General features: G+C 60.8%; 24 protein-coding genes. 11 read left to right on the top strand and 13 right to left on the bottom strand.

Annotated features, from left to right (window positions below):
* Positions 1 to 93 precede the first annotated feature (93 nt).
* From AB4X18_RS16975 to AB4X18_RS16955, 5 genes are all read left to right on the top strand, one after another.
* Positions 94 to 555: a peroxiredoxin gene (locus tag AB4X18_RS16975; RefSeq protein ID WP_370401200.1), complete on the top strand. Its 462-nt coding sequence runs from the start codon at positions 94 to 96 to the stop codon at positions 553 to 555.
* Positions 552 to 1373: a ferritin-like domain-containing protein gene (locus AB4X18_RS16970; RefSeq protein WP_370401199.1), complete on the top strand. Its 822-nt coding sequence runs from the start codon at positions 552 to 554 to the stop codon at positions 1371 to 1373. The genes AB4X18_RS16975 and AB4X18_RS16970 overlap by 4 nt, the downstream gene beginning before the upstream one ends.
* A gap of 212 nt (positions 1374 to 1585) precedes the next feature.
* Positions 1586 to 2914, top strand: a complete 1329-nt coding sequence (locus AB4X18_RS16965; RefSeq protein WP_370401198.1) for a DUF5930 domain-containing protein — start codon at positions 1586 to 1588, stop codon at positions 2912 to 2914.
* Positions 2904 to 3413, top strand: coding sequence for a bactofilin family protein (locus AB4X18_RS16960; RefSeq protein ID WP_370401197.1), 510 nt, complete (start codon positions 2904 to 2906; stop codon positions 3411 to 3413). The genes AB4X18_RS16965 and AB4X18_RS16960 overlap by 11 nt, the downstream gene beginning before the upstream one ends.
* Positions 3414 to 3736: 323 nt before the next feature.
* Complete coding sequence (locus AB4X18_RS16955; RefSeq protein WP_370401196.1) at positions 3737 to 4291, top strand: hypothetical protein; 555 nt, start codon at positions 3737 to 3739, stop codon at positions 4289 to 4291.
* 115 nt (positions 4292 to 4406) lie between these two features.
* On the opposite strand, the gene AB4X18_RS16950 is transcribed toward AB4X18_RS16955, so the two are convergent.
* The 3 genes from AB4X18_RS16950 to AB4X18_RS16940 all read right to left on the bottom strand — a co-directional run bounded on the left by AB4X18_RS16950 (position 4407) and on the right by AB4X18_RS16940 (position 6500).
* Complete coding sequence (locus tag AB4X18_RS16950; RefSeq protein ID WP_370401195.1) at positions 4407 to 5369, bottom strand: DUF3179 domain-containing protein; 963 nt, start codon at positions 5367 to 5369, stop codon at positions 4407 to 4409.
* 74 nt (positions 5370 to 5443) lie between these two features.
* Complete coding sequence (locus AB4X18_RS16945; protein WP_370401194.1) at positions 5444 to 6001, bottom strand: peptidylprolyl isomerase; 558 nt, start codon at positions 5999 to 6001, stop codon at positions 5444 to 5446.
* Complete coding sequence (locus AB4X18_RS16940; protein ID WP_370401193.1) at positions 5994 to 6500, bottom strand: peptidylprolyl isomerase; 507 nt, start codon at positions 6498 to 6500, stop codon at positions 5994 to 5996. The genes AB4X18_RS16945 and AB4X18_RS16940 overlap by 8 nt, the downstream gene beginning before the upstream one ends.
* Positions 6501 to 6624: 124 nt before the next feature.
* On the opposite strand from AB4X18_RS16940, the gene AB4X18_RS16935 reads away from it, so the two are divergent.
* The 6 genes from AB4X18_RS16935 (at position 6625) to AB4X18_RS16910 (ending at position 12947) form a co-directional block, all read left to right on the top strand.
* Positions 6625 to 7800 (top strand): phosphoglycerate kinase, encoded by a 1176-nt coding sequence (locus AB4X18_RS16935; protein ID WP_370401192.1) that lies wholly within the window; start codon positions 6625 to 6627, stop codon positions 7798 to 7800.
* A 145-nt stretch (positions 7801 to 7945) separates the two neighbouring features.
* The gene (locus AB4X18_RS16930; protein WP_370401191.1) at positions 7946 to 8722 is read left to right on the top strand and encodes an SDR family NAD(P)-dependent oxidoreductase; all 777 of its coding nucleotides are present in this window, start codon (positions 7946 to 7948) and stop codon (positions 8720 to 8722) included.
* A 76-nt stretch (positions 8723 to 8798) separates the two neighbouring features.
* Complete coding sequence (locus AB4X18_RS16925) at positions 8799 to 9098, top strand: FtsB family cell division protein (protein WP_370401190.1); 300 nt, start codon at positions 8799 to 8801, stop codon at positions 9096 to 9098.
* 117 nt (positions 9099 to 9215) lie between these two features.
* Positions 9216 to 10223, top strand: coding sequence for a pyruvate dehydrogenase (acetyl-transferring) E1 component subunit alpha (gene pdhA, locus AB4X18_RS16920; RefSeq protein WP_370401189.1), 1008 nt, complete (start codon positions 9216 to 9218; stop codon positions 10221 to 10223).
* A gap of 3 nt (positions 10224 to 10226) precedes the next feature.
* Positions 10227 to 11606 (top strand): pyruvate dehydrogenase complex E1 component subunit beta, encoded by a 1380-nt coding sequence (locus AB4X18_RS16915; protein ID WP_370401188.1) that lies wholly within the window; start codon positions 10227 to 10229, stop codon positions 11604 to 11606.
* 12 nt (positions 11607 to 11618) lie between these two features.
* Positions 11619 to 12947, top strand: coding sequence for a pyruvate dehydrogenase complex dihydrolipoamide acetyltransferase (locus tag AB4X18_RS16910; protein ID WP_432816818.1), 1329 nt, complete (start codon positions 11619 to 11621; stop codon positions 12945 to 12947).
* A gap of 130 nt (positions 12948 to 13077) precedes the next feature.
* On the opposite strand, the gene cysE is transcribed toward AB4X18_RS16910, so the two are convergent.
* The 10 genes from cysE to fabD form a co-directional block, all read right to left on the bottom strand.
* Positions 13078 to 13896, bottom strand: coding sequence for a serine O-acetyltransferase (gene cysE, locus AB4X18_RS16905; RefSeq protein WP_370402652.1), 819 nt, complete (start codon positions 13894 to 13896; stop codon positions 13078 to 13080).
* A gap of 398 nt (positions 13897 to 14294) precedes the next feature.
* Entirely contained in the window at positions 14295 to 16577 is a 2283-nt protein-coding gene (locus AB4X18_RS16900; RefSeq protein ID WP_432817431.1) for a baseplate megatron protein TIM-barrel domain-containing protein, read from the bottom strand.
* A gap of 103 nt (positions 16578 to 16680) precedes the next feature.
* Positions 16681 to 17022 (bottom strand): hypothetical protein, encoded by a 342-nt coding sequence (locus tag AB4X18_RS16895; RefSeq protein WP_432816817.1) that lies wholly within the window; start codon positions 17020 to 17022, stop codon positions 16681 to 16683.
* A gap of 180 nt (positions 17023 to 17202) precedes the next feature.
* Positions 17203 to 18387: an endolytic transglycosylase MltG gene (gene mltG, locus AB4X18_RS16890; protein WP_370401185.1), complete on the bottom strand. Its 1185-nt coding sequence runs from the start codon at positions 18385 to 18387 to the stop codon at positions 17203 to 17205.
* Positions 18387 to 19646: a beta-ketoacyl-ACP synthase II gene (fabF, locus tag AB4X18_RS16885; protein ID WP_370401184.1), complete on the bottom strand. Its 1260-nt coding sequence runs from the start codon at positions 19644 to 19646 to the stop codon at positions 18387 to 18389. Before fabF ends, mltG begins: the two co-directional genes overlap by 1 nt.
* Positions 19647 to 19749: 103 nt before the next feature.
* The gene (locus AB4X18_RS16880; protein ID WP_370401183.1) at positions 19750 to 20283 is read right to left on the bottom strand and encodes a GNAT family N-acetyltransferase; all 534 of its coding nucleotides are present in this window, start codon (positions 20281 to 20283) and stop codon (positions 19750 to 19752) included.
* Positions 20284 to 20464: 181 nt separating this feature from the next.
* Complete coding sequence (locus AB4X18_RS16875) at positions 20465 to 20698, bottom strand: acyl carrier protein (RefSeq protein WP_025057844.1); 234 nt, start codon at positions 20696 to 20698, stop codon at positions 20465 to 20467.
* A gap of 211 nt (positions 20699 to 20909) precedes the next feature.
* A complete protein-coding gene (gene fabG, locus AB4X18_RS16870; protein ID WP_370401182.1) occupies positions 20910 to 21647 on the bottom strand; it encodes a 3-oxoacyl-[acyl-carrier-protein] reductase in 738 nt (245 codons plus the stop codon).
* 18 nt (positions 21648 to 21665) lie between these two features.
* The gene (locus AB4X18_RS16865; protein WP_370401181.1) at positions 21666 to 22244 is read right to left on the bottom strand and encodes a hypothetical protein; all 579 of its coding nucleotides are present in this window, start codon (positions 22242 to 22244) and stop codon (positions 21666 to 21668) included.
* Positions 22244 to 23176 carry an ACP S-malonyltransferase gene (gene fabD, locus AB4X18_RS16860; RefSeq protein ID WP_370401180.1) on the bottom strand — a complete coding sequence of 311 codons (933 nt, stop codon included), beginning with the start codon at positions 23174 to 23176 and terminating at the stop codon, positions 22244 to 22246. Before fabD ends, AB4X18_RS16865 begins: the two co-directional genes overlap by 1 nt.
* Between the last annotated feature and the right edge of the window lie 119 nt (positions 23177 to 23295).

Raw genomic sequence — 23295 nt, 5'->3', positions numbered from 1 at the left:
ATCCAGGTGGTTGCACGGGCTTGGCCTTTGCCAAATCCGCCCTACTATGCCAGCGCAGACAATCACTTGCAAAGCCTGAAGAGAGAGTACGCCATGCCCGAGGTATCCGACCAAGCCCCCGATTTCACCCTGCCCGTCACAGGTGGCGGCACCGTGACGCTAAGCGCGCTGAGGGGCAGCCCCGTGGTGCTGTATTTCTATCCCCGTGATGACACGCCCGGATGCACCAAGGAAGCCATCGGGTTTACCGATCATATGCAGGGGTTCGAGGCGGTGAATACCAGGGTTTTCGGCATTTCGCGTGACACCATGGCCAAGCACGACAAGTTTACGGCCAAGCACAATCTTGGCGTACCGCTGCTGTCCGACGAAGACGGCAGCATGACCGAAGCCTATGGTGTCTGGGTTGAAAAAAGCATGTACGGCAAGAAAAGCATGGGGATTGAGCGCGCGACCTATCTGATTGACGCGGAAGGCAAGATCGCCCGCGTCTGGCGCAAGGTGAAGGTGCCGGGCCACGTGGAAGAGGTGCTTGAGGCGGCGCAAGCGCTGTGATGCCGCTGGCCCGGATGGCGGAGGCCGTCTTGCGCTGTGCGGACGGCCGGGAAAAGACCGCCCTGTCGCGCCGGTATGCGGCAGATTGGCAGGCCGCGCGGGAGGCGGGCGAGGTGCCGGAAATCGGCACGGCCGACCCACCGATGCACCCTGCGCGCCCTGCGCGGCCCGCATTGCTCAGCCCGCGTGACGTGCCGCACCGCAAGCCCGGCACACCCGAAGGCCGCATCGCCCTGCTGCACGCAGTGGCGCATATCGAACTGAACGCGGTGGACCTGCACTGGGACATCATCGCGCGGTTCACCGACACCAAGATGCCGATGGGTTTCTATGACGACTGGGTGAAGGCAGCCGATGAAGAATCCAAACATTTCAATCTGATGGCCGATTGCCTCGAAGAAGCTGGCAGTCATTACGGCGCATTGCCTGCGCACGTGGGCATGTGGCGCGCGGCGGAGGATACGGCCACCGACCTGATGGGCCGCCTTGCCGTGGTTCCGATGGTGCTGGAGGCGCGCGGGCTGGATGTGACGCCGGGCATGATCGAGGTGTTCAAGCGTGCCAAGGCGACAAACGCTGTGGCCGCGCTGGAGACCATTTATGCCGAGGAAGTCGCCCACGTGGCCTACGGCAGCAAATGGTTTCACTTTCTGTGCGGACGGTTCGACGAAGACCCCAAGGATCGCTTTCACGCGCTGGTGCGACACTATTTTCACGGGGCCTTGAAGCCGCCGTTCAACGAGGAAAAGCGCGCCGATGCGGGGATTCCACCGGATTTCTACTGGCCTCTTACGGCCGAAGGCGCACCGCCGCGATAGGTCCGGTGGCCATTTCAGATGAACCTTGGGTCCCAACCCTTTGGTTATCGGCGGATTTTCGCCAAAAAACGCTTTCTGGGCGTACAAGCGCCGCCCGACGGGTCAGAAGACTTGCCCCATGCGTGCCCCGTGTCTAATGACATCATGCGCGCGACCTGGGGTTTTGGGACGCCTGTTTGTGCGCGTCGGGACGGAACGAAGGAAGTATGAACGTGCGCACCAAGCTTGCCATCAAAGTGAACACCATTCTGGAATCCTTTTTCCCCGAACGCCGCGTCTTTCTGAAATCCGACACCGACACCCGTTTCATTCGCCTCCGCCCCGGCACGCAGCTGGTTGCATTTGCAGGCTCCGCCGCCTTGGTCGCCTGGGCCATCATCGCCACCGCCGTGATCCTGATGGACAGCATCGGATCGGGCAACTTCCGCGAACAGGCCAAGCGCGACCAGCGCACCTATCAGGCCCGGCTGAACGATCTGTCCTCCCAGCGCGACCGCCGCGCCGAAGAAGCGCTGGCCGCGCAGGAGCGTTTCAACGCCGCCCTCGCCCAGATTTCCGTCATGCAGTCCGATCTGCTGGCGTCGGAAACACGCCGTCGCGAGCTGGAGACCGGGATCGACGTTATCCAGGCGACCCTGCGCGATACGATGCACGACCGCGAAGCCGCCCGCACCCAACTGGCAGAACTGGAAGGCAGCATCGAGGAAGGGGGCGCGGGCGTCATTCAGACCGCAGCCAACAATACGCCCATTGATTTTCTGGCCAGCGCGCTGGAACGGACCGCCAAGGAACGCGATCAGGTCATCATCGACAGCCAGGATGCTTTGCTGAAGGCCGACGAGATGGAACAGAAGATCGCGCTGATGCAGGACCGCAACGATGCGATATTCCGCCAGTTGGAAGAAGCGATGACCGTATCGGTTGCGCCGCTGGACAAGATGTTCCGCGACGCGGGCATGCCCACCGACCGCATTCTTGAAACCGTGCGCCGTGGGTATTCCGGTCAGGGTGGCCCGCTTACGCCGCTGTCGTTCACATCGCGCGGCGAAGAACTGTCGGGTGATACCCTGCGCGCCAATCGTCTGCTGAACCAGATGGACCGCCTGAACCTGTACCGCATTGCTGCTGAGAAAGCGCCCTTCGCCAACCCGGTCAAGGCCAACTTCCGCTTCACCTCCCGCTTCGGCTATCGCCGCGATCCCAAGACTGGGGGCCGCCGCATGCATTCGGGTGTCGATTTTGCCGCAGGGTTGGGCACACCGCTTTATTCCACCGCAGATGGTGTGGTGATCCACGCAGGATGGCAATCAGGCTATGGACGGCTCGTCAAGATCCAGCACGAATTCGGGATCGAGACACGCTACGCCCACATGTCGCGCATTCGCGTTAAAGTTGGCCAAAGGGTCTCGCGCGGGCAGCGCATTGGTGATATGGGAGCATCTGGACGCGTCACTGGCGTTCACCTGCACTATGAAGTGCGCGTGGGCGGCAAGGCTGTTAACCCCATGATCTATATCAAGGCTGCAAACGATGTTTTCTAAGAGCAAAATCAACGACCCCGCCCCCGGCAAGGATGCCGACGCACCGCGCCCGGCGGCCCCGCAGGCCCCCGCCACTTCCAGCGCTCCGGCGCCGAAGGGAAGCGACTTCAAGGCCAGCGCCCCCAAGCCCAAGCCTCCCGCCTCCGTGCTGTCTGCGGACCTGCATGTGACGGGCAACATGAAAACGACTGGTGACATTCAGGTCGAAGGCACGGTTGAAGGCGACATCCGCGCGCACCTGCTGACAATCGGAGAGACCGCGACGATCAAGGGCGAGGTCATCGCCGATGACGTCGTGATCAACGGCCGCATTGTGGGCCGCGTGCGTGGTTTGAAGGTGCGCCTGACGTCCACTGCACGGGTTGAGGGTGACATCATCCACAAGACCATCGCGATCGAAAGCGGCGCGCATTTCGAAGGTTCCGTGCAGCGTCAGGATGATCCGCTTAATCCGGGTGCCAAGAACCCGCCGTCCCCAAAGGCGAACCCGGCGTCCTGAACGTCAGGGAGTTCGGTAGGAGAAATTGAAGCACCGCTGCGAGAGATCGCAGCGGTGTTTTTTCGTTGGGTGCGCGTTTGTTGTGCGCCTATGGGGCTGGATGGGCAGATTGGATGGTGCGCAATGAATGCGCACACTACGGTGTGTTCTTTCCATTTTCTCCCTGTCCTTTTTTTAACCACTGTTCTGAGCTTTGATAGCGATCAACGTCTGGTCCGAACCCAGACTGTTCGATGCTGCACCCTTTATGAGGGTCGGCTTTCTGTCTGGCATCCACAAGTCATCTCAAATAGCTTTTGCCAAGAACATGGAGACCAACGAGCATGAGTGATTGGAATTTTTTTCCATCAATAGAGACAGTTTTCTCTGATGAAGCGCGTGACTTCTTTATCCCTTTGGCAACCGTTAGTCTTGGATCGCTCTGTCCAGGTCATCAAGGCCCCGTTCATTTTTTGCGGCCCCGTATGTGCAACGGAGATAAAACAGCCAAACCACTTGATAGCACAATCTATCCGGATAATTGGTATGGCTTTCAGAGAGATCAAAGCGGCCGCTACCAAACGATTGTTCCTCTGGGCGGCAAACCGGATATGGAGCCCAGCGATCCGTACGAAACCGGCTATTGTGGGAATTCCCGGGATAGGTTTAGGAAAGGTGAAATTGGCCCAAATGATCTATTGAGATATTCCGATCTCTCGGGCCAGTGGCCCAACGCCAACTGGAACGATGGGCGAACCGCTTATGAACTCGTTGGGCGCGACCTTAAGTATATTGGTGAGATCGACACCGCCAATTTTTGTAAGGCTGGGGCGGCCGGTTCGGTATTATTGCTGGATGAAGAAAGTGATATTGTCATTCAGGTCTTTCATTGGACATAGGCGGTTCCGGTTTGCGGGGGTCTTGAAAAGCGGATCTTTTGATATGTTTCTTAAGAGCCCGCTTCATCCTGTGAACAGACTTCCATCAAAAGCAAACCACCACCCCTTTCCCCCCTCACTCCAACATCCACCGCCCCTCCGGCCAAAACGCATGAAACGCAAACGCGAACATTACGTCATGCGCCACGTCTCCGCCCTGCCCGTCGCGCACCCGGATTGACCCCACATCGCGGCCTTTGGCGATCTTCGCGCTGTCCAGTGCCGATGCCTGCCCCGCGGTCCATGAAATCACCAGGCCCGCCTCGGACACCTGACCCACTTTTGCCAATCGCGTCAAAGGCCATGCGCGGTCCCCCACGCGGACAACGCGCACCAGCGGTGATATCCCGTGGGGTGGCATCTCTCCGTTATACAGGAATGGACTGGAACTGCTGTCATAGCCGCGATAGGGATTGCGGCCGTAGTCGCGGTTGAAATCCGGCTCTGCCATCACCAGACCCTGCGGATTGCGCGCTTTGAACTCTGCCCAGCTTTCCATCCAACCCGGCAACTGCGTCAGTTGCACGCCATTCAGCCGCCCCACAATCCCGCGCCCTTCGGCCTGTTGCCACCAGCTTTGCGTCTCGCGGTCGTACATCACCATGTCGGAATGCCGCAGCTTGCCCGTCACGCCAAAGCGCAGCACCTGCCCCTTCACGCGCCTGTCAAAGCTCATCGCGGAATTGCACAGGGGGCAGAAGGTCACGGCGACGGGGACGCCGCCGATCTGGTCATTCACGATCTCGTGCCACATCAGATAGCGGATGGGATAGGCGCGCGGCTCCGCCCCCGACAGTTCAAGCGTGATCACCGGTTCGCGGTTCTCCAATCCACGCACAGCGGTCGCACGAACGAACGAAGGCGCATCCAGCGCCGGGATGCCATCCTTGGGGGGGCCGCCTGACATGATCTCCGACCACGAGCCCACGCTGGTGCGGGCAAAGTCCGTTTCGGGCCATTCCGATTTCCAGCGCGCCGGATCGGCCTGCGCCGTCAGGGTCCAGACAACAAGGGCGAAGGCGGCAACGAGAAGTTTCATCATGCCCCGCATTCTGCCACAAAAAAGGGCGCACTGGATAGCGCGCCCCACGATCTGTTGAACCGGTGGTGAGGTCAGTCGATCACGGTGACCGTCTGCATCACGTCGGGCTGACCCACGACCGCACCATTCGGCCCGGTGCCGCGCTTGATGGCATCGACGATATCCTGACCGCCGGTGACCTTGCCAACCACGGTATATTGACCGTTCAGGAAATACCCCTGATCGAACATGATGAAGAACTGGCTGTTGGCGCTGTCGGGGCTTTGCGCCCGCGCCATGCCCACCACGCCCTTGTCAAACGGCACATCGGAGAATTCCGCCTCGATATCCGGCATTTCGGACCCGCCGCGGCCTGCTTGCCGCATGTCGTCGCCCATCTTGCCGAACTGCACGTCGCCTGTCTGTGCCATGAAGCCGTCGATGACGCGGTGGAAAACGATGTTGTCATAGGCGCCCGCTTCTGCAAGCGCGGTGATCCGCGCCACGTGCTTGGGGGCCACGTCTTCAAGCAGGTCGATGGTCACGGTGCCGTTGGCTTCGCCCGCGACCTCAATCTGGATGCCCGTCGCCAGCGCGGGACCCGCGATCAGCGCGGCAAGAAGACCGCCAGTGTATGACAGACTACGCATCGGCGGCCACCTTGACGCTGATCATCCGGTCCGGCTCTGCTGGTGGCTCACCGCGCACAATCGCGTCGACATGCTCCATGCCGGAGGTGACCTGACCGTACACGGTGTATTGACCGTTCAGGAAATCGTTGTCCTTGAAGTTGATGAAGAACTGGCTGTTGGCTGAATCAGGGTTCGCGGAACGTGCCGCGCCAATCGACCCGCGCGCGTGCGGCACCTTGGAGAACTCCGCAGGCACATTGCCCATATCAGAACCGCCTGTACCCGCCATGCGGATGTTAAAACCATCTTCCATGTTGCCGTGTTCCACATCGCCAGTCTGGGCCATGAAGCCGTCAATCACCCGGTGAAAGCAGACGTTGTCGTATTTGCCGGCCCGCGCCAGTTCTTTCATGCGCGCGGTGTGCTGTGGCGCGACATCAGGCAACAGCTCAATTGTAACGGTGCCGCCTTTCAGTTCCATCAGGATGGTGTTTTCGGGGTCTTTGATCTCTGCCATGGTCTGCTCCTTGCAATTGCTTGGGCACTAGTTAGGCGGGATTGGCGCGATTGCCAAGCAGGTCCATTGACCCCAAGCGCCGTTCAGGCAAAAGACAGCACATCACAGATAAAGGAGCGCGGCGATGGGCTGGAAGACACTTGATGACTTGGATCTGGCGGGCAAGCGCGTTTTGGTGCGGGTGGACATCAACGTACCCATCGAAGATGGCCGCGTTACGGATACCACGCGCATTGACCGGATTGTGCCGACAGTGAAGGACATTCTGGTCAAGGGCGGCACACCGATCCTGCTGGCGCATTTCGGCAGACCCAAGGGCAGGCACGTGCCGGAGATGAGCCTGCGACAGGTGCTGCCTGCGCTGGAAGCGGCGCTTGGCAAGCCCGTCACCTTTGTGGAGGACATCGCGCAAGCATCACAGACCAACGGTATCCAGCTGCTGGAGAACCTGCGCTTCAATCCCGGTGAAGAGGCCAACGATCCGGCCTTCGCGGCCTCCCTCGCAGCCCTGGGGGACATCTATTGCAACGATGCCTTTTCCGCCGCCCATCGCGCGCATGCGTCAACGGAGGCGCTGGCGCGCCTGCTCCCGGCTTGCGCGGGCCGTCTGATGCAGGCGGAACTGGGCGCGCTGGAAGCGGCGCTGTCTTTGCCCGAACGCCCCGTCGGCGCGGTTGTGGGCGGCGCCAAGGTGTCCACAAAGATCGCCCTGTTGGAGAACCTCGTCAGTCGGCTGGACGTGCTGGTGATCGGTGGAGGCATGGCAAATACGTTTCTTGCTGCTGCGGGCGCGGAACTGGGCGCTTCCTTGCAGGAACCGGACTTTTACCAGACCGCCAAGGATATTCTGGCCCGCGCCAACGCGGCGGGGTGCCGCGTGATCCTGCCCGTTGACGGCTTGGTGGCACGCGAATTTGCGGCTGGTGCTGCGCATGAAGTTGTCCTGCTGAGGCCCGAGACGCGCCTTGACGACGATCAGATGGTCCTTGACGCCGGTCCCGACAGCATCAAACAGGTCGAACTGGCGTTTGCCGGGCTCAAGACCCTGATCTGGAACGGCCCGATGGGCGCGTTCGAGATCGCCCCGTTTGACACTGCGACCCAGGCCGCTGCCAAGGCCGCAGCCCGGCGCACCCGCGAAGGTACGCTGGTGTCGGTCGCCGGGGGCGGAGACACGGTTGCCGCGCTCAACGCCGCAGGCGTGGCCAGCGATTTCACCTATATCTCCACGGCGGGCGGCGCGTTTCTGGAGTGGATGGAAGGCAAGACGTTGCCGGGTGTGGCTGCTTTGATCCGGTAGCGGGTTGCGATGGGGCATGGCCCGACCTTGCCATCCGATCAGCCGCGCGTAAGCTGCACGGATGGCCGGGGATACTTCGCGGCCTTGAGAACTGGATCGCCGCCAGGCTTGGTGATCGCACCTGCGGAGCGGAAAGGAACAGACCATGTCAGAATGGACGTTGATCACCGGTGCATCCAAGGGGCTGGGGACCGAATTTGCCCGCCTTGCGGCACGCAACGGACGCAAGATGATACTGACCGCACGGTCGGGCGACATGCTTGAAAGCCTTGCTGATGAATTGCGCGGCGACGGGGCGGAGGTCGTCGTGATCCCCGCAGACCTGAGCACGCTTGAAGATGCGGACCGGATGTGGACGGAGGCGACCGATGGCAGGCAGGTGGATTTCCTGATTAACAACGCGGGTCTGGGCAGCCACGCGCCCTTTGCACAGGAAGACGCCTGGCAGCGGGAGCTTTCTTCCATCAGCGTGAACATGGTCACGCTGACGCAGTTGATGAAACGCGCAGTCCCGCACATGAAGGGGCATGGCCGGGGTCGCATCCTGAACGTCGCATCGGCTGCGGGATTTCTGCCGGGGCCGAATATGGCCGTGTATTCCGCGACCAAGGCCTATGTGCTGCATCTGTCAGAGGCGGTTGCGCATGAATTGCGCGGCAGCAATGTCACCGTCACCGCCTTCTGCCCCGGTGCGACGCAAACCAATTTCTTCTCGGACGGGAACATGCAGGGCGCGCGGCTCTTGAAGCTGACGCCGATTGCCAAGGCGGACAAGGTCGCCGCCGCCGGATGGCAAGCGGCGATCGGCGGGCGCACCGTGGCGGTGCCCGGCGCATTGAACGCGGTTTTCGCAAACCTGCCGCGTGTGCTGCCGCGGAGCGTGATCACCCGCGTATCGGGTATTTTTCTGGGAAAAGACTGATATCGGGGATTCACAGGGCGAATCACCTGTGCTAGTCTGAATTATCGTCCAAAAAGAGACGTTTGAGGCAGACCAGATGACCCAGACCAACCGTCCCGCTTTCGGCACCTTGCTGTTCTTCGCGATCGCTTTCGCGCTGAGCCTTTATTTCACCTTTGCCGCCGTGCAGGGGGATTTTGGCCTGTTTCGCCGCGCGGAGGTTGTCGCGGAAAGTCAGGATTTGCGGATGCTGCTTGCCGATGTGCGTGCCGATGTGGCGCGCATGGAAAACCTGACCAAGCGGATGTCGGACGATTATCTTGATCTTGACCTTCTGGATGAACAGGCCCGCAAGGTACTGGGCATGATCCGCAGCGACGAGATCGTCATTCGCTGATCGCCTGAGCCGCATTAGAAAGACCCTACCCAATCTGCTTCGAATCCTTTAAAGAGGATGATAGTTTAATGCTAAACTATTTGTGCCGCGCCTGCTGCACGACCGAAGGAGACGCACATGGCAGCCAAGAAAGCCACGCCGAAAAAACCCAATGTATCCGCAGATGAGCTGAAAGCGTATTACCGCGATATGCTGTTGATCCGGCGTTTTGAGGAAAAGGCCGGACAGCTTTACGGCATGGGACTGATCGGGGGCTTCTGCCACCTATATATCGGACAGGAAGCCGTGGTTGTCGGGCTCGAAGCCGCCGCCGAAGAAGGCGACAAGCGGATCACATCCTACCGCGATCATGGGCACATGTTGGCTTGCGGAATGGACCCCAACGGCGTGATGGCCGAATTGACGGGCCGCGAGGGCGGATATTCCAAGGGCAAGGGCGGCTCGATGCACATGTTCTCCAAGGAGAAGCATTTTTACGGCGGCCACGGCATTGTTGCCGCGCAGGTCCCGCTGGGCGCGGGCCTGGCCTTTGCGGACAAGTATCAGGAAAACGGGCGCGTCACGTTTACATACTTCGGCGATGGCGCGGCCAATCAGGGCCAGGTGTACGAGACGTTCAACATGGCGGCCCTGTGGAAACTGCCGTGCGTCTTCGTGATCGAAAACAATCAATACGCCATGGGCACATCGCAACAGCGCTCCACCTCCTCCGCGGAGATCTGGGAACGCGGCAAGGCGTTTGGCATCCCCGGTGAAGCGGTCGATGGCATGGACGTGCTGGCGGTCAAGGCCGCGGGCGAAACCGCCGTTGCGCACTGCCGCTCCGGCAAGGGGCCCTATATCCTTGAAATCAAGACCTACCGCTATCGCGGCCATTCGATGTCCGACCCGGCAAAATACCGCACCCGCGAAGAGGTCCAGAAGATGCGCGACGAACGTGATCCGATTGCAGCGGTACGCAGCATGCTACTGGACGGCAAACACGCCTCCGAAGACGATCTCAAGGCCATCGACAAGGAGATCAAGGAGATCGTAAACGACAGCGCCGAATTCGCCAAAGACAGCCCCGAGCCACACCTCGACGAGCTGTGGACAGATATCTACGCAAAGATGGAGGAGGCTTGAGCCATGGCAACTGAAATCCTCATGCCCGCCCTGAGCCCCACCATGGAAGAAGGTACGCTGGCCAAATGGCTGGTCAAGGAAGGCGACACGGTCGCGTCCGGTGACATCATGGCCGAGATCGAAACAGACAAGGCCACGATGGAGTTCGAAGCCGTTGACGAAGGTATCGTCGGCAAGATCCTTGTCGCCGAAGGCACGGAACGCGTCGCCGTCAACACGCCCATCGCCGTTCTTCTGGAAGAAGGCGAAAGCGCCGACGACATCGACACGGCAAAATCGGAACCCGCCTCGGCCCCGGTTCCGGCGGAAAAGGCGCAATCCTCCGAAGATGCGCCTGCGGCCGGCATGTCGCATCCGGAACCACAGGTCGACACATCCCCCGACTGGCCCGAAGGCACCACCCTCAAACAGCAGACCGTGCGCGAGGCCCTGCGCGACGGCATGGCCGAAGAAATGCGCCGCGATGATCGGGTTTTTGTCATGGGCGAGGAGGTTGCCGAGTACCAGGGTGCCTACAAGATCACCCAAGGCATGCTGGATGAATTCGGCGCCACGCGCGTGATCGACACGCCCATCACCGAACATGGCTTTGCCGGGATCGGCGTTGGGGCGGCCTTTGGTGGCCTGCGCCCCATCGTGGAGTTCATGACGTTCAACTTCGCCATGCAAGCGATTGACCACATTATCAATTCGGCTGCCAAGACCCTCTATATGTCCGGCGGTCAGATGGGTGCTCCGATGGTCTTCCGGGGTCCCAACGGGGCGGCAGCCCGCGTCGGCGCGCAGCACTCTCAGGATTACGCCGCATGGTACATGCAGATCCCAGGTCTGAAGGTCGCGATGCCCTATTCCGCCTCAGACTACAAAGGTCTGATGAAAACCGCGATCCGCGACCCGAACCCGGTGATCTTCCTTGAGAACGAGATCCTCTATGGTCGCACCTTCGATGTGCCCGATCTAGAGGACTACACCGTTCCGTTCGGCAAGGCCCGCATCTGGCGCGAGGGCAAGGATGTCACCATCGTCAGCTTTGGCATCGGAATGAGCTACGCGCTTGAAGCCGCTGAAAAACTGGCTGAAGACGGGATAAATGCGGAAGTCATCGACCTGCGCACCATCCGACCGATGGACACCGCGTCGATCCTCAAGTCCGTGCAGAAAACCAACCGTCTTGTCACGGTCGAGGAAGGCTGGCCGCAAGGCTCCGTCGGCAATTACATCTCCAGCGTGGTGATGCAGGAGGCGTTCGATTATCTCGATGCGCCGGTCATCAACTGCACCGGCAAGGACGTCCCCATGCCCTATGCCGCCAATCTGGAAAAACACGCGCTGGTGACCACCGATGAGGTCATCGCGGCGGTCAAAAAAGTCACCTACAAGTAAGGAGCGGTCACGATGCCCACAGAAATCCTCATGCCCGCCCTCTCCCCCACGATGGAGGAAGGCACGCTTGCCAAATGGCTGGTCAAGGAAGGTGATGAAGTCTCCTCCGGCGATGTCATGTGCGAGATCGAAACCGACAAGGCTACGATGGAGTTCGAAGCCGTGGACGAAGGTACCATCGGCAAGATCCTGATCGCCGAAGGGACCGAAGGGGTGAAGGTCAACACGGCCATTGCCGTGCTGCTGGAGGAAGGCGAAAGTGCCGATGATATCGGCGATGTGTCCGCGTCCCCCAAGGCCGATGCGTCCTCCAACGCCGCTCCCGCAGAGGCGTCGGACGCTACCGCGCCTGCCGCCGGACACGGACGCGGCGCCACCGATGCCACGCCGGCACCTGCCGCGCCACAGGGCGCGGATGGCAAGCGCATTTTCGCCTCCCCGCTGGCCCGCCGCATAGCCGCGGACAAGGGACTCGACCTGAGCCAGATCAAGGGCTCCGGACCCCATGGCCGCATCGTCAAGGCAGATGTCGAAGACGTGTCCCAGGCGGACGCCCCCAAAGAAGAAAGCCCGGCGGCTGCACCGGCCGCATCCACAGCGCCGGCCGCAGGACCATCCGCCAGCACCATTGCGAAGATGTACGAAGGCCGCGAATACGAGGAAGTCAGCCTCGACGGCATGCGCAAGACCATCGCCGCGCGCCTCACGGAAGCCAAGCAACAAGTCCCGCACTTCTACCTGCGCCGCGACATCCAACTCGACGCGCTACTGAAGTTCCGCAGTGAATTGAACAAGCAACTCGAAGCCCGCGGCGTGAAACTGAGCGTGAATGACTTCATCATCAAGGCCTGTGCGCTGGCATTGCAATCTGTCCCCGACGCCAATGCCGTCTGGGCAGGCGACCGCATCCTGAAACTCAAACCTTCAGACGTCGCAGTCGCGGTCGCCATCGAAGGCGGCCTCTTCACTCCGGTCCTGAAGGATTCGCACCAGAAATCCCTTTCCGCCCTGTCTGCAGAAATGAAGGACCTCGCCGCTCGCGCGCGGGACCGCAAACTCGCCCCCCACGAATATCAGGGAGGCAGCTTCGCCATTTCCAACCTGGGCATGTTCGGCATCGACAACTTCGACGCGGTCATCAACCCGCCCCATGGCGCGATCCTCGCCGTTGGCGCAGGCGTGAAGAAGCCCATCGTCGACACAGCGGGGGAGCTGGGCGTGGCAACGGTCATGTCCGTGACCCTCTCTGTTGATCACCGCGTCATCGACGGCGCATTGGGGGCGCAACTTCTTGCCGCCATCAAGGACAACCTCGAAAACCCCATGACCATGCTCGCCTAGAAACAGAGGCGCCCGGCTTCCCGCCGAACGCCCCTTCCAAATGGTTCAAAAACCTCGGGAGTATGAGGGTCCGAGGACCCTCATCCCGCCGCCCGCCGTGGCGGCGGTCGTTCTCAGCATGCGCAGAGGTCTACGAAGACTGCTCGTGCGGCCCAAACATGTGGTTCATCGACATGGACGGCTGGTCACAGCCCGCCTCCCCCACTATCCGCGCCGGAATGCCTGCAACCGTCTTGCAGGCCGGCACTTCTTCCAGAACCACTGATCCTGCGGCGATCCGGCTGCAATTGCCAACCTTGATATTGCCCAGCACCTTGGCACCCGCACCGATCAGCACGCCATTGCCAATCTTTGGGTGGCGATCCTCTTCTTCCTTGCCGGTCCCGCCCAGGGTGACTGAATGCAGCATCGACACATTGTCGCCGACCACGGCGGTTTCACCGATCACGATGGAATGAGCGTGGTCGATCATGATGCCCTTGCCCATGCGCGCAGCCGGGTGGATATCAACGCCGAAGATTTCGCTGACCCGCATCTGCACGAAATAGGCCAGATCGCGCTTCCCACGCATCCACAGGTGGTGCCCGACCCGGTAGGCCTGCACCGCCTGGTATCCCTTGAAGTACAGGATCGGCTGCAACAACCGATGGCACGCAGGATCACGCTCGTAAATTGCGCGCAGGTCCGCGCGCGCGGCTTCTACCAGACCGGGTTCGGCGGCATAGGCCTCTTCGACCATTTCGCGCACGACCATCATGGACATCTCATTCGATGACAGCTTGGCGGCAATCCGGTAAGACAACGCACGCTCGATCGAAGCATGATGCAGAATGCAGGCATGTACAAACCCACCAATCAGCGGTTCATCCTGAACTGCTTGCTGGGCTTCACGCTGAATCTGGTGCCATACCGGGTCCATTTCAGCGACGTTCTGACGGGCTTCGGCCATGATGCGTTCCTTCGCTGCCTCAAGGGTCTTGATGTCATGTAACATCATTAAGGCATATGCAAACCCGGGCCGCATCAAAATTATGGCACCTTTCTGTTAGTCAGGCTTGCATTTCCAGACCTGCAAATGCCTGTCCAGCGCTTGCAAAACCAGCGAAAAACAAGCTCTGTATGCAGGATCGTTGAACGAAGCCTCCGGAGCCAGAGGCCATTTGCGCGCCACGGCAAGCAAGGTGCCATTCCCCCAATCGGCATGCAGTCGCCCAAGCCGCCGTGCATATCTATCTGCCAAATCCGCCTGTTGCAGCATGTCCGCGCAGGCTGTCTCCCTGTCTGCTTCCGGCATGCCAAGCAACGCCCGCGTGGCAGTTGCAACATCAAGATAAAGAACCGACCGCATCAGGGGACCAGCGTGATCCGACGGGACAACCCCGGTCCGTAGCGCGCCGATATCTGTGCAACGTCCACGTCAAATGCTGCCGCAATCCCGTCTGCCGACTGGGCTGCGCCCGGATATGTCCATTCCGACGCGCCCACGATCTCTTCGCGTAACACCGTCGCACCTTGGCGCACCCTGACCAGATAGGACTCGCTGTCTTCCCCCAAAGGCACCTCAACCGTTTCCCAATCATCGCCCCCAATACGCGTGCGCCGAACCCAGTCCAGCCTGAATGCCCCATCCACCTGCCTGATACCGCGCAGGTGCGCCGGACTCAGTGGGCGCAAACCGTTACCATCAAACGCCTGTACGTCATGGCGATAGGACGGGTCGTCATATCCGCGATTTGCCGGGCCGATACGATAGTGCTGCGAGACGCGGCGCAGGTTCGGACTGAGGTTGATCTGCGGCGCTACGCCGTTCAGCAACACGAAAACGGATTGATCCGGCCAGACATCTGGCATTAGCCCATCGCTCCCGGCCTGCCCTCGTAGGCGGTTCGATAGCCAATAAGTCTTTTCCCCAACCAGTTCGGCCCGTGCAAACTGAAAGACCTCCCAGTTGCCAGGCGTCCCATCCCCAATCGCAGCTAGGTTCGCCCCAGACAGCAATGCGGCCTCATCCACGGATTCCAGTGCGCCCGATATCAGCCGCACCTGCAGGACGTCACCGCGATCAAACACACCGGGACTCGCGCGATGCAATTCGTTCTGCGTCCGTCCTATGGTTGCGCGTACCGGCAACACGGTGTTCAGGACATAATTGCTGTCCGCGGCAGAGTGATAAAGTGCCGCCGAACCGGGCCAAGGCTGGGCCGTCGCCGCAAGATAGGGCGCGTGCGGCACTTCATCACCCCGCAATAGCGGCAGATCAAGAAAGTGGGACTGCACCGGAATGGGCGCTGCAAACGGCCGCAAAACTGCACCTTCGTCGTCAAATTCCGCGGGCTTGTAGGCTTCAGGCTCGATTCGCACCGCGTCTATCAATTGCAGGTCGCTCAGTTCAACCCGGTCAATCCTGTAGCGCCCCGGGCCTTCGGCGCCCTCGCCGGGGAGTTCGATGACATCCCCTGCCCCGAGGCAAAGCTTGGATGGCGGCAAAGCCAGCCGCACAGTCTCCCGCGACACCCGCGCTTCGACCAGCCAACGTTCCGCGATTTGCCGTCCCTCGCTGCGGGTCAGCGCCATGTTCAACTCCGACCCCGACACCGCATGTGTTGCCTCATCAGCAAGCACAGCTTCTTCCGCAATCACATCGAAATTGCCATCCGCCTCGACAAAGCGCAGCCTGACCCGTCCCGACACTTCTGCCTCGGACTCCCTGCTCTGTTCGGTCGTACCATCCAGGTCACTGCTTTCCGCAAGACAAGCCGGATCAAGAATGATGGGTGCAACCCCGTCACGCATCCGGAATGTCAGGACCCCGTCCCGCTCGATCGCATCAAACCCATGGCGGATCATCAAGGGTTGCAGCGCCGCGCGTGCTTCAGTGACTTGCTCCACAGAATACCCCCGGACGAAACCATGAAGGCCATTCGTGTCGAAATGGGTCAGCCCGGCCCGCCTGCAAATCTCATCAACGACTGACGCAAGCGTCCGTGACGATGTCCGTCCGTTGATCCAGTGACCGCGCGCGTAATTTCCGCCGTCACTCCATAAACCGCGATTATTGGGAAAGAACGGATAGGGCCGCGTGTCCCACGCCCAAACGAACGCCCGCGTCATGTCCAGCATCGGCGCGTCATATTCCGGCGACACCGGATTATGCGCAGGGTCGCGCCAATAGGATGTCATCGCCGTCAGGTATTGCGCCTGTATCAATTCATCCCTTTCCCCATTGGAATAATGAGGCAGGCTGCTTTCGGAACTTTTAGCATCCAGGAACTTGTTCGGCTGATTGGTCCCCTTGTCCACCGACGCACAGCCATATTCATCCACCCAGGCCGCATCGAACTGCGGCCCCCGCAGACCTTCGGGATCATGTGCCGTATGAATGGTCGCAATTGCTCCGTTCGGCCACACCAGCCGCTTGCGCGTCGCCTCCCACGTGGGCAGGCGATCCTGCGGTGAACAGGCCAGAATGCCGCTGTCCCCAAATACCATTACCTCGCGCACCTGCTCGATGGTCTCCCCAACCAACGCCACACGGCGCGCCAAGCCCTGATCCAGCGGCCGCGCTCCTTCGACCATGCTGCGCACCCATTCCGCCCCTGCCCGTGTCTTGCCCGCGCCCCGTCCGCCCATCACGATCCACGTCCGCCAGTTTCCCTCCGGCGGCAACTGATGCGGCATCGCCCAGAACTCGAACAAAAAAGGGAGAGCCAGCAGCTCTCCCTGATCCAGCTCATCAAGAAATTGGTGCTGCATCTGAGCATCGGCGCAAGCGATCCAGCTTGCACCCGATTTCAGACCTTGCCCTGTCAAGATCGAGGGCATAATCCCCTCGCGCAATTCCAGCTTGTTTCTTTCTGCACTCATTGAGAAAAATCTCCGCCTTTGTACATTGTGTCACCAGTCCACGCACATCCGTCATGGGTCGGCTGATGTCCGTTTCTTTCATCGCGTCATCGACCTGAACACGCGCCGTCAGCGCTTCGATTTCACGCCTCAAACTGCGCACTGCAGCATAAAGGGCTGCCAGCAATTCGGTGCCCTCCGCGATTTCTTGCTCCTGGGTTATCGTCGTCATTCTGGCACATACCTTTCGAATGGATCCCCAACCGAGCAGACATGAAAAAACGGCCAACGGGAGGTGTCCCGTGGCCGTTCGCCCATCTCTTCTAGCGTGCCAAAAGATATACTTCGGATCGTTCGTTAAGTCAAGATGATTATTGTTAACAACACCTTACCGGACCGTACGTTGCCCGGCTCAATTCCCACCTGTCGACGCATTGCCCGCCGCTTCAGCGCCGCGCTCGGCCTCGATCTCACGCCAGCGTGCCACATTGCGGTTATGCTCTTCCAGCGTCACGGCAAACGCATGCCCACCGGTCCCGTCCGCCACAAAGAAGATATATTCGCTCTCGTCAGGCTGCGCGGCAGCCATCAGGCTCTCGCGGCCCGGATTTGCAATCGGTGTCGGCGGCAGCCCGTCGATCACATAGGTGTTCCAGGGTGTCTCCCGGCGCAATTCGGACCGCCGCAAACCGCGCCCCAGCACGCCCTTGCCTTCGGTAATCCCGTAGATCACCGTCGGGTCGGTCTGCAACCGCATCCCCTGGTTCAGGCGGTTGACGAACACGCTCGCCACCTGCCGCCGCTCTTCGGCCACGCCCGTTTCTTTTTCGATAATCGAAGCGAGGATCAGCAGGTCTTCCGGGCTTCCAACGGGCAGATCATCCGCCCGATTGGCCCAGGCTTCCGCCACAATCGCGTCCTGCGCGGTCCGCATCCGCTCAATCACCGCCGCCCGGTCATCTCCCGGACGAACCTCATAGCTGTCAGGCGCAAGCGCCCCTTCTGCTGGCAATTCCGCAACCGTGCCTTCCAGCACTTCCAGCGCATTCAACGCCTCGACCACCTGCCAACTTGTCACGCCCTCGGCAACGGCCACCCGAAACCGCGTATCCGCTTCGTCCCTCTTCTGCGTGTAGACCTGCGGCACCTCGTCCTCGCCGGGCACAAAGGTCGCCTGCTCCACGAAACGGTTTGTCGCCGGATCAAGCTCCCTCACCTGCGCTGAGATGCGGTTCACACCCACACGATAGACAATCTCGGTCCCGCAGGTACTGGCACCGCCACGGGTGACAATATCAACGATCTCCGCCATCGACGTGCCGGGTTCGACCAGAAAACTGCCCGCCTTCAAATCCTGGGTCTTTTCCTGATAATCCGCACCAATCCGCAGGATCGCCGGTGACCGAACCGCACCTTGGTCCGCCAGGTCCTCGCTCACCCGCCGCATGTTCGACCCGCGTTCCACCTGCAAACAGATCGCCTGTTCAAGCGGCCCCGTGGTCTCATACGCATTCTTGCCCCACAGGATCACCCCGCCCAGCAGGAACAACCCCACCAGCAGAAACGTCACCGCGTTAGAGGCAACGTGCCGCCACATCAGCTGACCTTCCCGAACAGGACGCTCGCATTGGTGCCCCCGAAACCGAAGGAATTCGACAGTGCCACATTGATCTCCCGCTCCACCTTTTTGTTGGCAGCCAGATCAACGGTCGTCTCGACTGCCGGATTGTCAAGGTTGATCGTCGGCGGGGCCACCTGATCGCGGATCGCCAGAATGGAAAAGATCGCCTCGATCGCCCCCGCAGCGCCCAGCAGATGCCCGGTGGCAGACTTGGTCGACGACATGGTCACCTTGCTTGCATGCTCTCCCATCATCCGCTCCACCGCGCCCAGTTCAATGGTATCGGCCATGGTCGATGTGCCATGGGCGTTGATGTAATCGATATCCTTGGGTTCCAGCCCTGCCCCACGCAGGGCGGCGCGCATGGACCGTTCGCCCCCTTCCCCGTTCTCCGACGGGGCCGTGATGTGGTAGGCGTCCCCCGACAGGCCATAGCCGATCACCTCGGCATAGATCTTTGCGCCGCGCGCCTTGGCATGTTCGTACTCCTCCAGCACCACAATGCCCGCTCCTTCGCCCATGACGAAACCGTCACGGTCCGCATCATAGGGGCGGCTGGCCTTCTGCGGGTCGTCCCCGCGCTTGGTGCTCAGCGCCTTGCAGGCATTGAACCCGGCGATCCCGATCTCGCAGATCGCCGCTTCCGCGCCTCCTGCGATCATCACATCCGCATCCCCATGCTGGATCAGACGGCTGGCATCCCCGATTGCATGCGCACCGGTCGAACAGGCGGTCACGACCGAATGGTTCGGTCCCCTGAACCCATAGCGGATCGATACCTGACCGGAGATCAGATTGATCAAAGCGCCCGGCACAAAAAACGGGCTGACCCGGCGCGGGCCCTTTTCCTTCATCATCACGGCGGTGTTGGCGATCGAATTAAGCCCCCCGATGCCGGAACCGATCAGCACACCTGTACGCTCCTGCCCCTCATCATCCGTCGGCATCCAGCCCGCATCCTCCACGGCCTGCTGCGCGGCTGCCATCCCAAACAGGATGAAGGTATCGACCTTGCGCTGTTCCTTCGGCTCCATGTACTTGCCCGCATCGAAGGTGCCGTTGCTGCCGTCGCCCAAAGGCACTTCACAGGCATACTGCGTGACCAGATTACTGGCATCGAAACCGCTGATCGGCCCTGCCCCGGACTGCCCGTCCAGAATGCGGCTCCAGCTTTCCTCGACCCCGTCCGCCAGAGGTGTCACCAACCCCATGCCCGTCACCACTACTCTGCGCATATGCCGACCCTGTCTGTTGTCTTCTGTGTTAAGTTGTCAGGCCTATACATGGTGCAGGCGCGCCTGTTCAAGAGCAGCAAAACCATGGTCCATTTCGAACCGGTCAGACCGGTGGCCCCTTGCGGGACATCAGCACCACGTCCGCACCATCCATGCGGGCCTCCCGCATCGCCACATATCCCAACTTTTCCGCGATTTTCAGCGAGGCGACGTTCCCGGGCGTGATGATGCAAACCGTGCGTCCCGCGATGATCCGATCAAACCAATCGTGGGCGGCCTGCGCGGCTTCCATCCCCAACCCTGCACCCTGCGCTTCGGGTGCCAGAACCCAGCCTGCTTCCGGGTAGGGATCGAAATCATCGCCCAAACCCCTGCTTCCAAAAAAGAAACCGACCTGCCCGTCCATCTGGGGCTGACGATGCACCTGCACCCCCCACTGCCCGAAGCCGCTGATCTGCCAATGCCCGGCATTGCGCAGAAACGAATCCCATGACTGGGATTTGGGCCGTGGATCACCGCTGATGTGGGCCACGACCTCGGGCGTGGCCCAAATCTGCGCAAAACGGCTGAAATCCTCCGCACGCATCGCGCGCAGGGTCAAACGGGGCGTGTTGATGGTCGGTACTGTTCGCGACATGGTTGGTGAATTGCCTTCACACTTGAATTGCTGCCTGCATCCCTTGTGCCGCAGCACCGCGCAGACCCACAACCCCCACTCGACGTTCTGAAACAAAAAACGGCATCAATCCGCTTTCGAATTGATGCCGCCTCATTCTTTCGTTCCCTTACAGCGCGCTGGCTGTCGGGGAGATGTCCGTTCAGGACGCTTCTTTGATGAACTTCACCGCGTCGCCGAAGGTCTGGATGTTCTCGGCCGCGTCATCAGGGATCTCGATCCCGAACTCTTCTTCGAACGCCATCACCAGCTCGACGGTGTCAAGACTGTCGGCACCCAGATCGTCGATGAACGACGCATTCTCGGCCACTTTGTCCTCTTCCACACCAAGGTGTTCCACAACGATCTTTTTCACGCGGTCTGCGACGTCGCTCATAATTCTTCCTCACGTTTTCGGGTCTGTGACCCTTCCTTTTTCCGCATACCCGGTGCCGGGCACTTGGCAGATAGCCCTGATACGGGGCGGTGATGTCGTTTGTGCACAGGCTTGTGGCACAAGTCGCGCGGCATGGTCAAACGCCGCAGGATCGATTCTGCGCCCCCTTTAGCACAGGATTTCAGGCGCGCAAACGGTAATGCAGCGCTGGCTACAACATGGCCATGCCACCGTTTACGTGCAAGGTCGTGCCCGTAAGATAGGCGGCTTCTTCACTTGAAAGGTACAGCACGGCGGCACCAATCTCGGCCGGTGTGCCCATGCGCCCGGTCGGAATTTGTTCCATGATTCCAGACTTTTGATCATCGGTCAGTTTGTCTGTCATAGCTGTCGCAATAAATCCCGGCGCGACTGCATTCACCGTAATCCCACGGCTGGCAACCTCAAAGGCAAGCGATTTGGACATGCCGACCATACCGGCTTTTGACGCGGCATAGTTGGCCTGTCCGGGATTTCCCGTGGCCCCCACAATACTTGAGATATTCACGATCCGGCCCCATCGCGCCTTCATCATCCCCCGCATCACCCCTTTGCAAAGCCGAAATGTCGCGCCGAGGTTTACGTCCAGCACGGTATCCCATTCCTCGTCCGACATGCGCATGAACAGGTTGTCGCGCGTGATGCCGGCATTGTTGACCAGAATATCGACCGATCCCATCGCCTCCGCCGCCTGCTTGGGCAGCGCCGTGACCGCTTCCATGTCGCTCAGGTTGCACGGCAGGACATGGGCCCGCTCCCCAAGTTCAGCCGCCAGCGCTTCAAGCGGCTCAACCCGGGTGCCCGACAGCCCGACCGCCGCACCTGCGGCATGCAGACTGCGCGCGATTTCCGCCCCGATACCGCCCGATGCCCCGGTCACCAGAGCATTTTTCCCTGTCAGATCAAACATATCCTGTCCTTTGTTCTTCTAATTCAACACAGCCTGCGTCAGCAGGCCGAAACGGGCGATTTCCGCCTCTGTCATCTCATGTATCCCGTCCGAAGGTGCGGCCTGCAAGGTAAACCAGTAAAACGCATCGCTGCCCAGCATCTCGCGGGTGTAGGCCGCGGTGGCCTGATGCTCCGGCGCATCCGGTGGATAGGACGTCGCCTCTCCAAACCCATCGGCCCAGGCATGTACGCCGATCACCGCGCCGCGTTCCATGGTGCGCGTGCGTCCGGCCAGAAACAGATCAACCGCGCCTGAATAAATCTCGCTCTGCGCTGTCAGGTGCGTGTTTAGCCCCCGGTCGCGCACCGCGTACCCCATCCGCAGGACCGCCTCGTCATCCAGTGATCCGGGCATATAGGTCTGAACAACCGTGGTGATCTGCGGATTGGCATCCAGAACCGCCAGAAAATTCGCAGGCGTGCGCGAGGTCACCTCTCCACTGATGAAAAGCTGTGCGCCCTGTACGTCAAGCGCTGTCCGGTCGACGGCATTATCTGCAATCGCGCACCCCAGCAGCAGCGCAGCCAGCAGCGCCAGAACTGCCCAAAGCCGCATCAGCCCGCGACCACCGCCGCCACATCGTCCGGTGTACCAACCGCCCGGCAGGTGCTTTCCTTGGCAATCCGCCGGATCATACCCGACAGCGCCTTGCCTGCACCGATTTCCCAGAACTCCGTCACGCCCTGCGCCGCCATCCACTCTACGGACGACCGCCAGCGCACCCGCCCGGTCACCTGCTCCACCAACAGATCCCGGATGCGATCCGCGTCCGATACGCCCTCGGCCAGAACATTGGCAACCAGCGGCACGGATGGATCACGCATGGTCACATCCGCCAGCGCCTGCGCCATCTCGTCTGCTGCGGGTTGCATCAATGCGCAATGAAACGGCGCTGACACGGGCAAGGGCAAGGCCCGCTTTGCGCCCGCTTCCTTGGCCAGCACGACCGCCCGCTCAATCGCGGCCTTGCTGCCCGATATGACGTTCTGCGTCGGATCGTTCTCATTGGCCAACTGGCACACCTCATCCCCCGCCGCGTCCTGCGCGACCTTTTCAACCGCTGCGGCATCCAGTCCCAGCACCGCCGCCATGGCGCCCTGACCCACAGGCACCGCCGCCTGCATCGCGCGTCCCCGCACCCGCAAAAGCCGCGCTGTATCGGCCAAGGACAACGCGCCCGCCGCACAAAGGGCGGCGTATTCGCCCAACGAATGCCCCGCCACGAACGCGGCCCGGTCCATGCCGACCCCTTCCGCCTTCAATGCGGCCAGCGCCGCCATCGAAGTTGCCATCAACGCAGGCTGGGCATTCTCCGTCAGCGTCAGCGTCTCGATTTCGCCGTCCCAGATCAACGTCGACAGCTTTTCACCCAGCGCGGCGTCCACCTCATCAAAGACCGCGCGTGCGGCCGGATAGGCCGCTGCCAGCGCCTGCCCCATACCGATGGTCTGTGCGCCCTGACCGGGAAAAACGAATGCAATGCTCATGGAAACCTCATCTTTTGTCTTTCACTGCCTTAGCGCCTGCATAAAGGCCAAACAAGGCCGCACATCCCCTCTGCACAGAACCCCATTGTCCTCAGCCGCCACACCGTTACCTATTACCG

It is taken from the genome of Sulfitobacter rhodophyticola (assembly GCF_041281685.2).
In the GTDB taxonomy this organism is placed as follows: domain Bacteria; phylum Pseudomonadota; class Alphaproteobacteria; order Rhodobacterales; family Rhodobacteraceae; genus Sulfitobacter.
This window is presented reverse-complemented; position numbering and strand designations above follow the sequence as displayed.

What these genes read in the sequence shown, in the direction of transcription:
- AB4X18_RS16945 (WP_370401194.1), bottom strand. Translation starts at nt 6,001, where the DNA reads ATGCGTAGTCTGTCATACACTGGCGGTCTTCTTGCCGCGCTGATCGCG.
- AB4X18_RS16925 (WP_370401190.1), top strand. Translation starts at nt 8,799, where the DNA reads ATGACCCAGACCAACCGTCCCGCTTTCGGCACCTTGCTGTTCTTCGCG.
- AB4X18_RS16955 (WP_370401196.1), top strand. Translation starts at nt 3,737, where the DNA reads ATGAGTGATTGGAATTTTTTTCCATCAATAGAGACAGTTTTCTCTGAT.
- AB4X18_RS16935 (WP_370401192.1), top strand. Translation starts at nt 6,625, where the DNA reads ATGGGCTGGAAGACACTTGATGACTTGGATCTGGCGGGCAAGCGCGTT.
- mltG (WP_370401185.1), bottom strand. Translation starts at nt 18,387, where the DNA reads ATGTGGCGGCACGTTGCCTCTAACGCGGTGACGTTTCTGCTGGTGGGG.
- fabF (WP_370401184.1), bottom strand. Translation starts at nt 19,646, where the DNA reads ATGCGCAGAGTAGTGGTGACGGGCATGGGGTTGGTGACACCTCTGGCG.
- fabD (WP_370401180.1), bottom strand. Translation starts at nt 23,176, where the DNA reads ATGAGCATTGCATTCGTTTTTCCCGGTCAGGGCGCACAGACCATCGGT.
- AB4X18_RS16940 (WP_370401193.1), bottom strand. Translation starts at nt 6,500, where the DNA reads ATGGCAGAGATCAAAGACCCCGAAAACACCATCCTGATGGAACTGAAA.
- AB4X18_RS16875 (WP_025057844.1), bottom strand. Translation starts at nt 20,698, where the DNA reads ATGAGCGACGTCGCAGACCGCGTGAAAAAGATCGTTGTGGAACACCTT.
- cysE (WP_370402652.1), bottom strand. Translation starts at nt 13,896, where the DNA reads ATGGCCGAAGCCCGTCAGAACGTCGCTGAAATGGACCCGGTATGGCAC.
- AB4X18_RS16895 (WP_432816817.1), bottom strand. Translation starts at nt 17,022, where the DNA reads ATGACGACGATAACCCAGGAGCAAGAAATCGCGGAGGGCACCGAATTG.
- AB4X18_RS16915 (WP_370401188.1), top strand. Translation starts at nt 10,227, where the DNA reads ATGGCAACTGAAATCCTCATGCCCGCCCTGAGCCCCACCATGGAAGAA.
- AB4X18_RS16880 (WP_370401183.1), bottom strand. Translation starts at nt 20,283, where the DNA reads ATGTCGCGAACAGTACCGACCATCAACACGCCCCGTTTGACCCTGCGC.
- AB4X18_RS16865 (WP_370401181.1), bottom strand. Translation starts at nt 22,244, where the DNA reads ATGCGGCTTTGGGCAGTTCTGGCGCTGCTGGCTGCGCTGCTGCTGGGG.
- AB4X18_RS16975 (WP_370401200.1), top strand. Translation starts at nt 94, where the DNA reads ATGCCCGAGGTATCCGACCAAGCCCCCGATTTCACCCTGCCCGTCACA.
- AB4X18_RS16960 (WP_370401197.1), top strand. Translation starts at nt 2,904, where the DNA reads ATGTTTTCTAAGAGCAAAATCAACGACCCCGCCCCCGGCAAGGATGCC.
- AB4X18_RS16910 (WP_432816818.1), top strand. Translation starts at nt 11,619, where the DNA reads ATGCCCACAGAAATCCTCATGCCCGCCCTCTCCCCCACGATGGAGGAA.
- AB4X18_RS16930 (WP_370401191.1), top strand. Translation starts at nt 7,946, where the DNA reads ATGTCAGAATGGACGTTGATCACCGGTGCATCCAAGGGGCTGGGGACC.
- fabG (WP_370401182.1), bottom strand. Translation starts at nt 21,647, where the DNA reads ATGTTTGATCTGACAGGGAAAAATGCTCTGGTGACCGGGGCATCGGGC.
- AB4X18_RS16900 (WP_432817431.1), bottom strand. Translation starts at nt 16,577, where the DNA reads ATGGGCGGACGGGGCGCGGGCAAGACACGGGCAGGGGCGGAATGGGTG.
- AB4X18_RS16950 (WP_370401195.1), bottom strand. Translation starts at nt 5,369, where the DNA reads ATGAAACTTCTCGTTGCCGCCTTCGCCCTTGTTGTCTGGACCCTGACG.
- pdhA (WP_370401189.1), top strand. Translation starts at nt 9,216, where the DNA reads ATGGCAGCCAAGAAAGCCACGCCGAAAAAACCCAATGTATCCGCAGAT.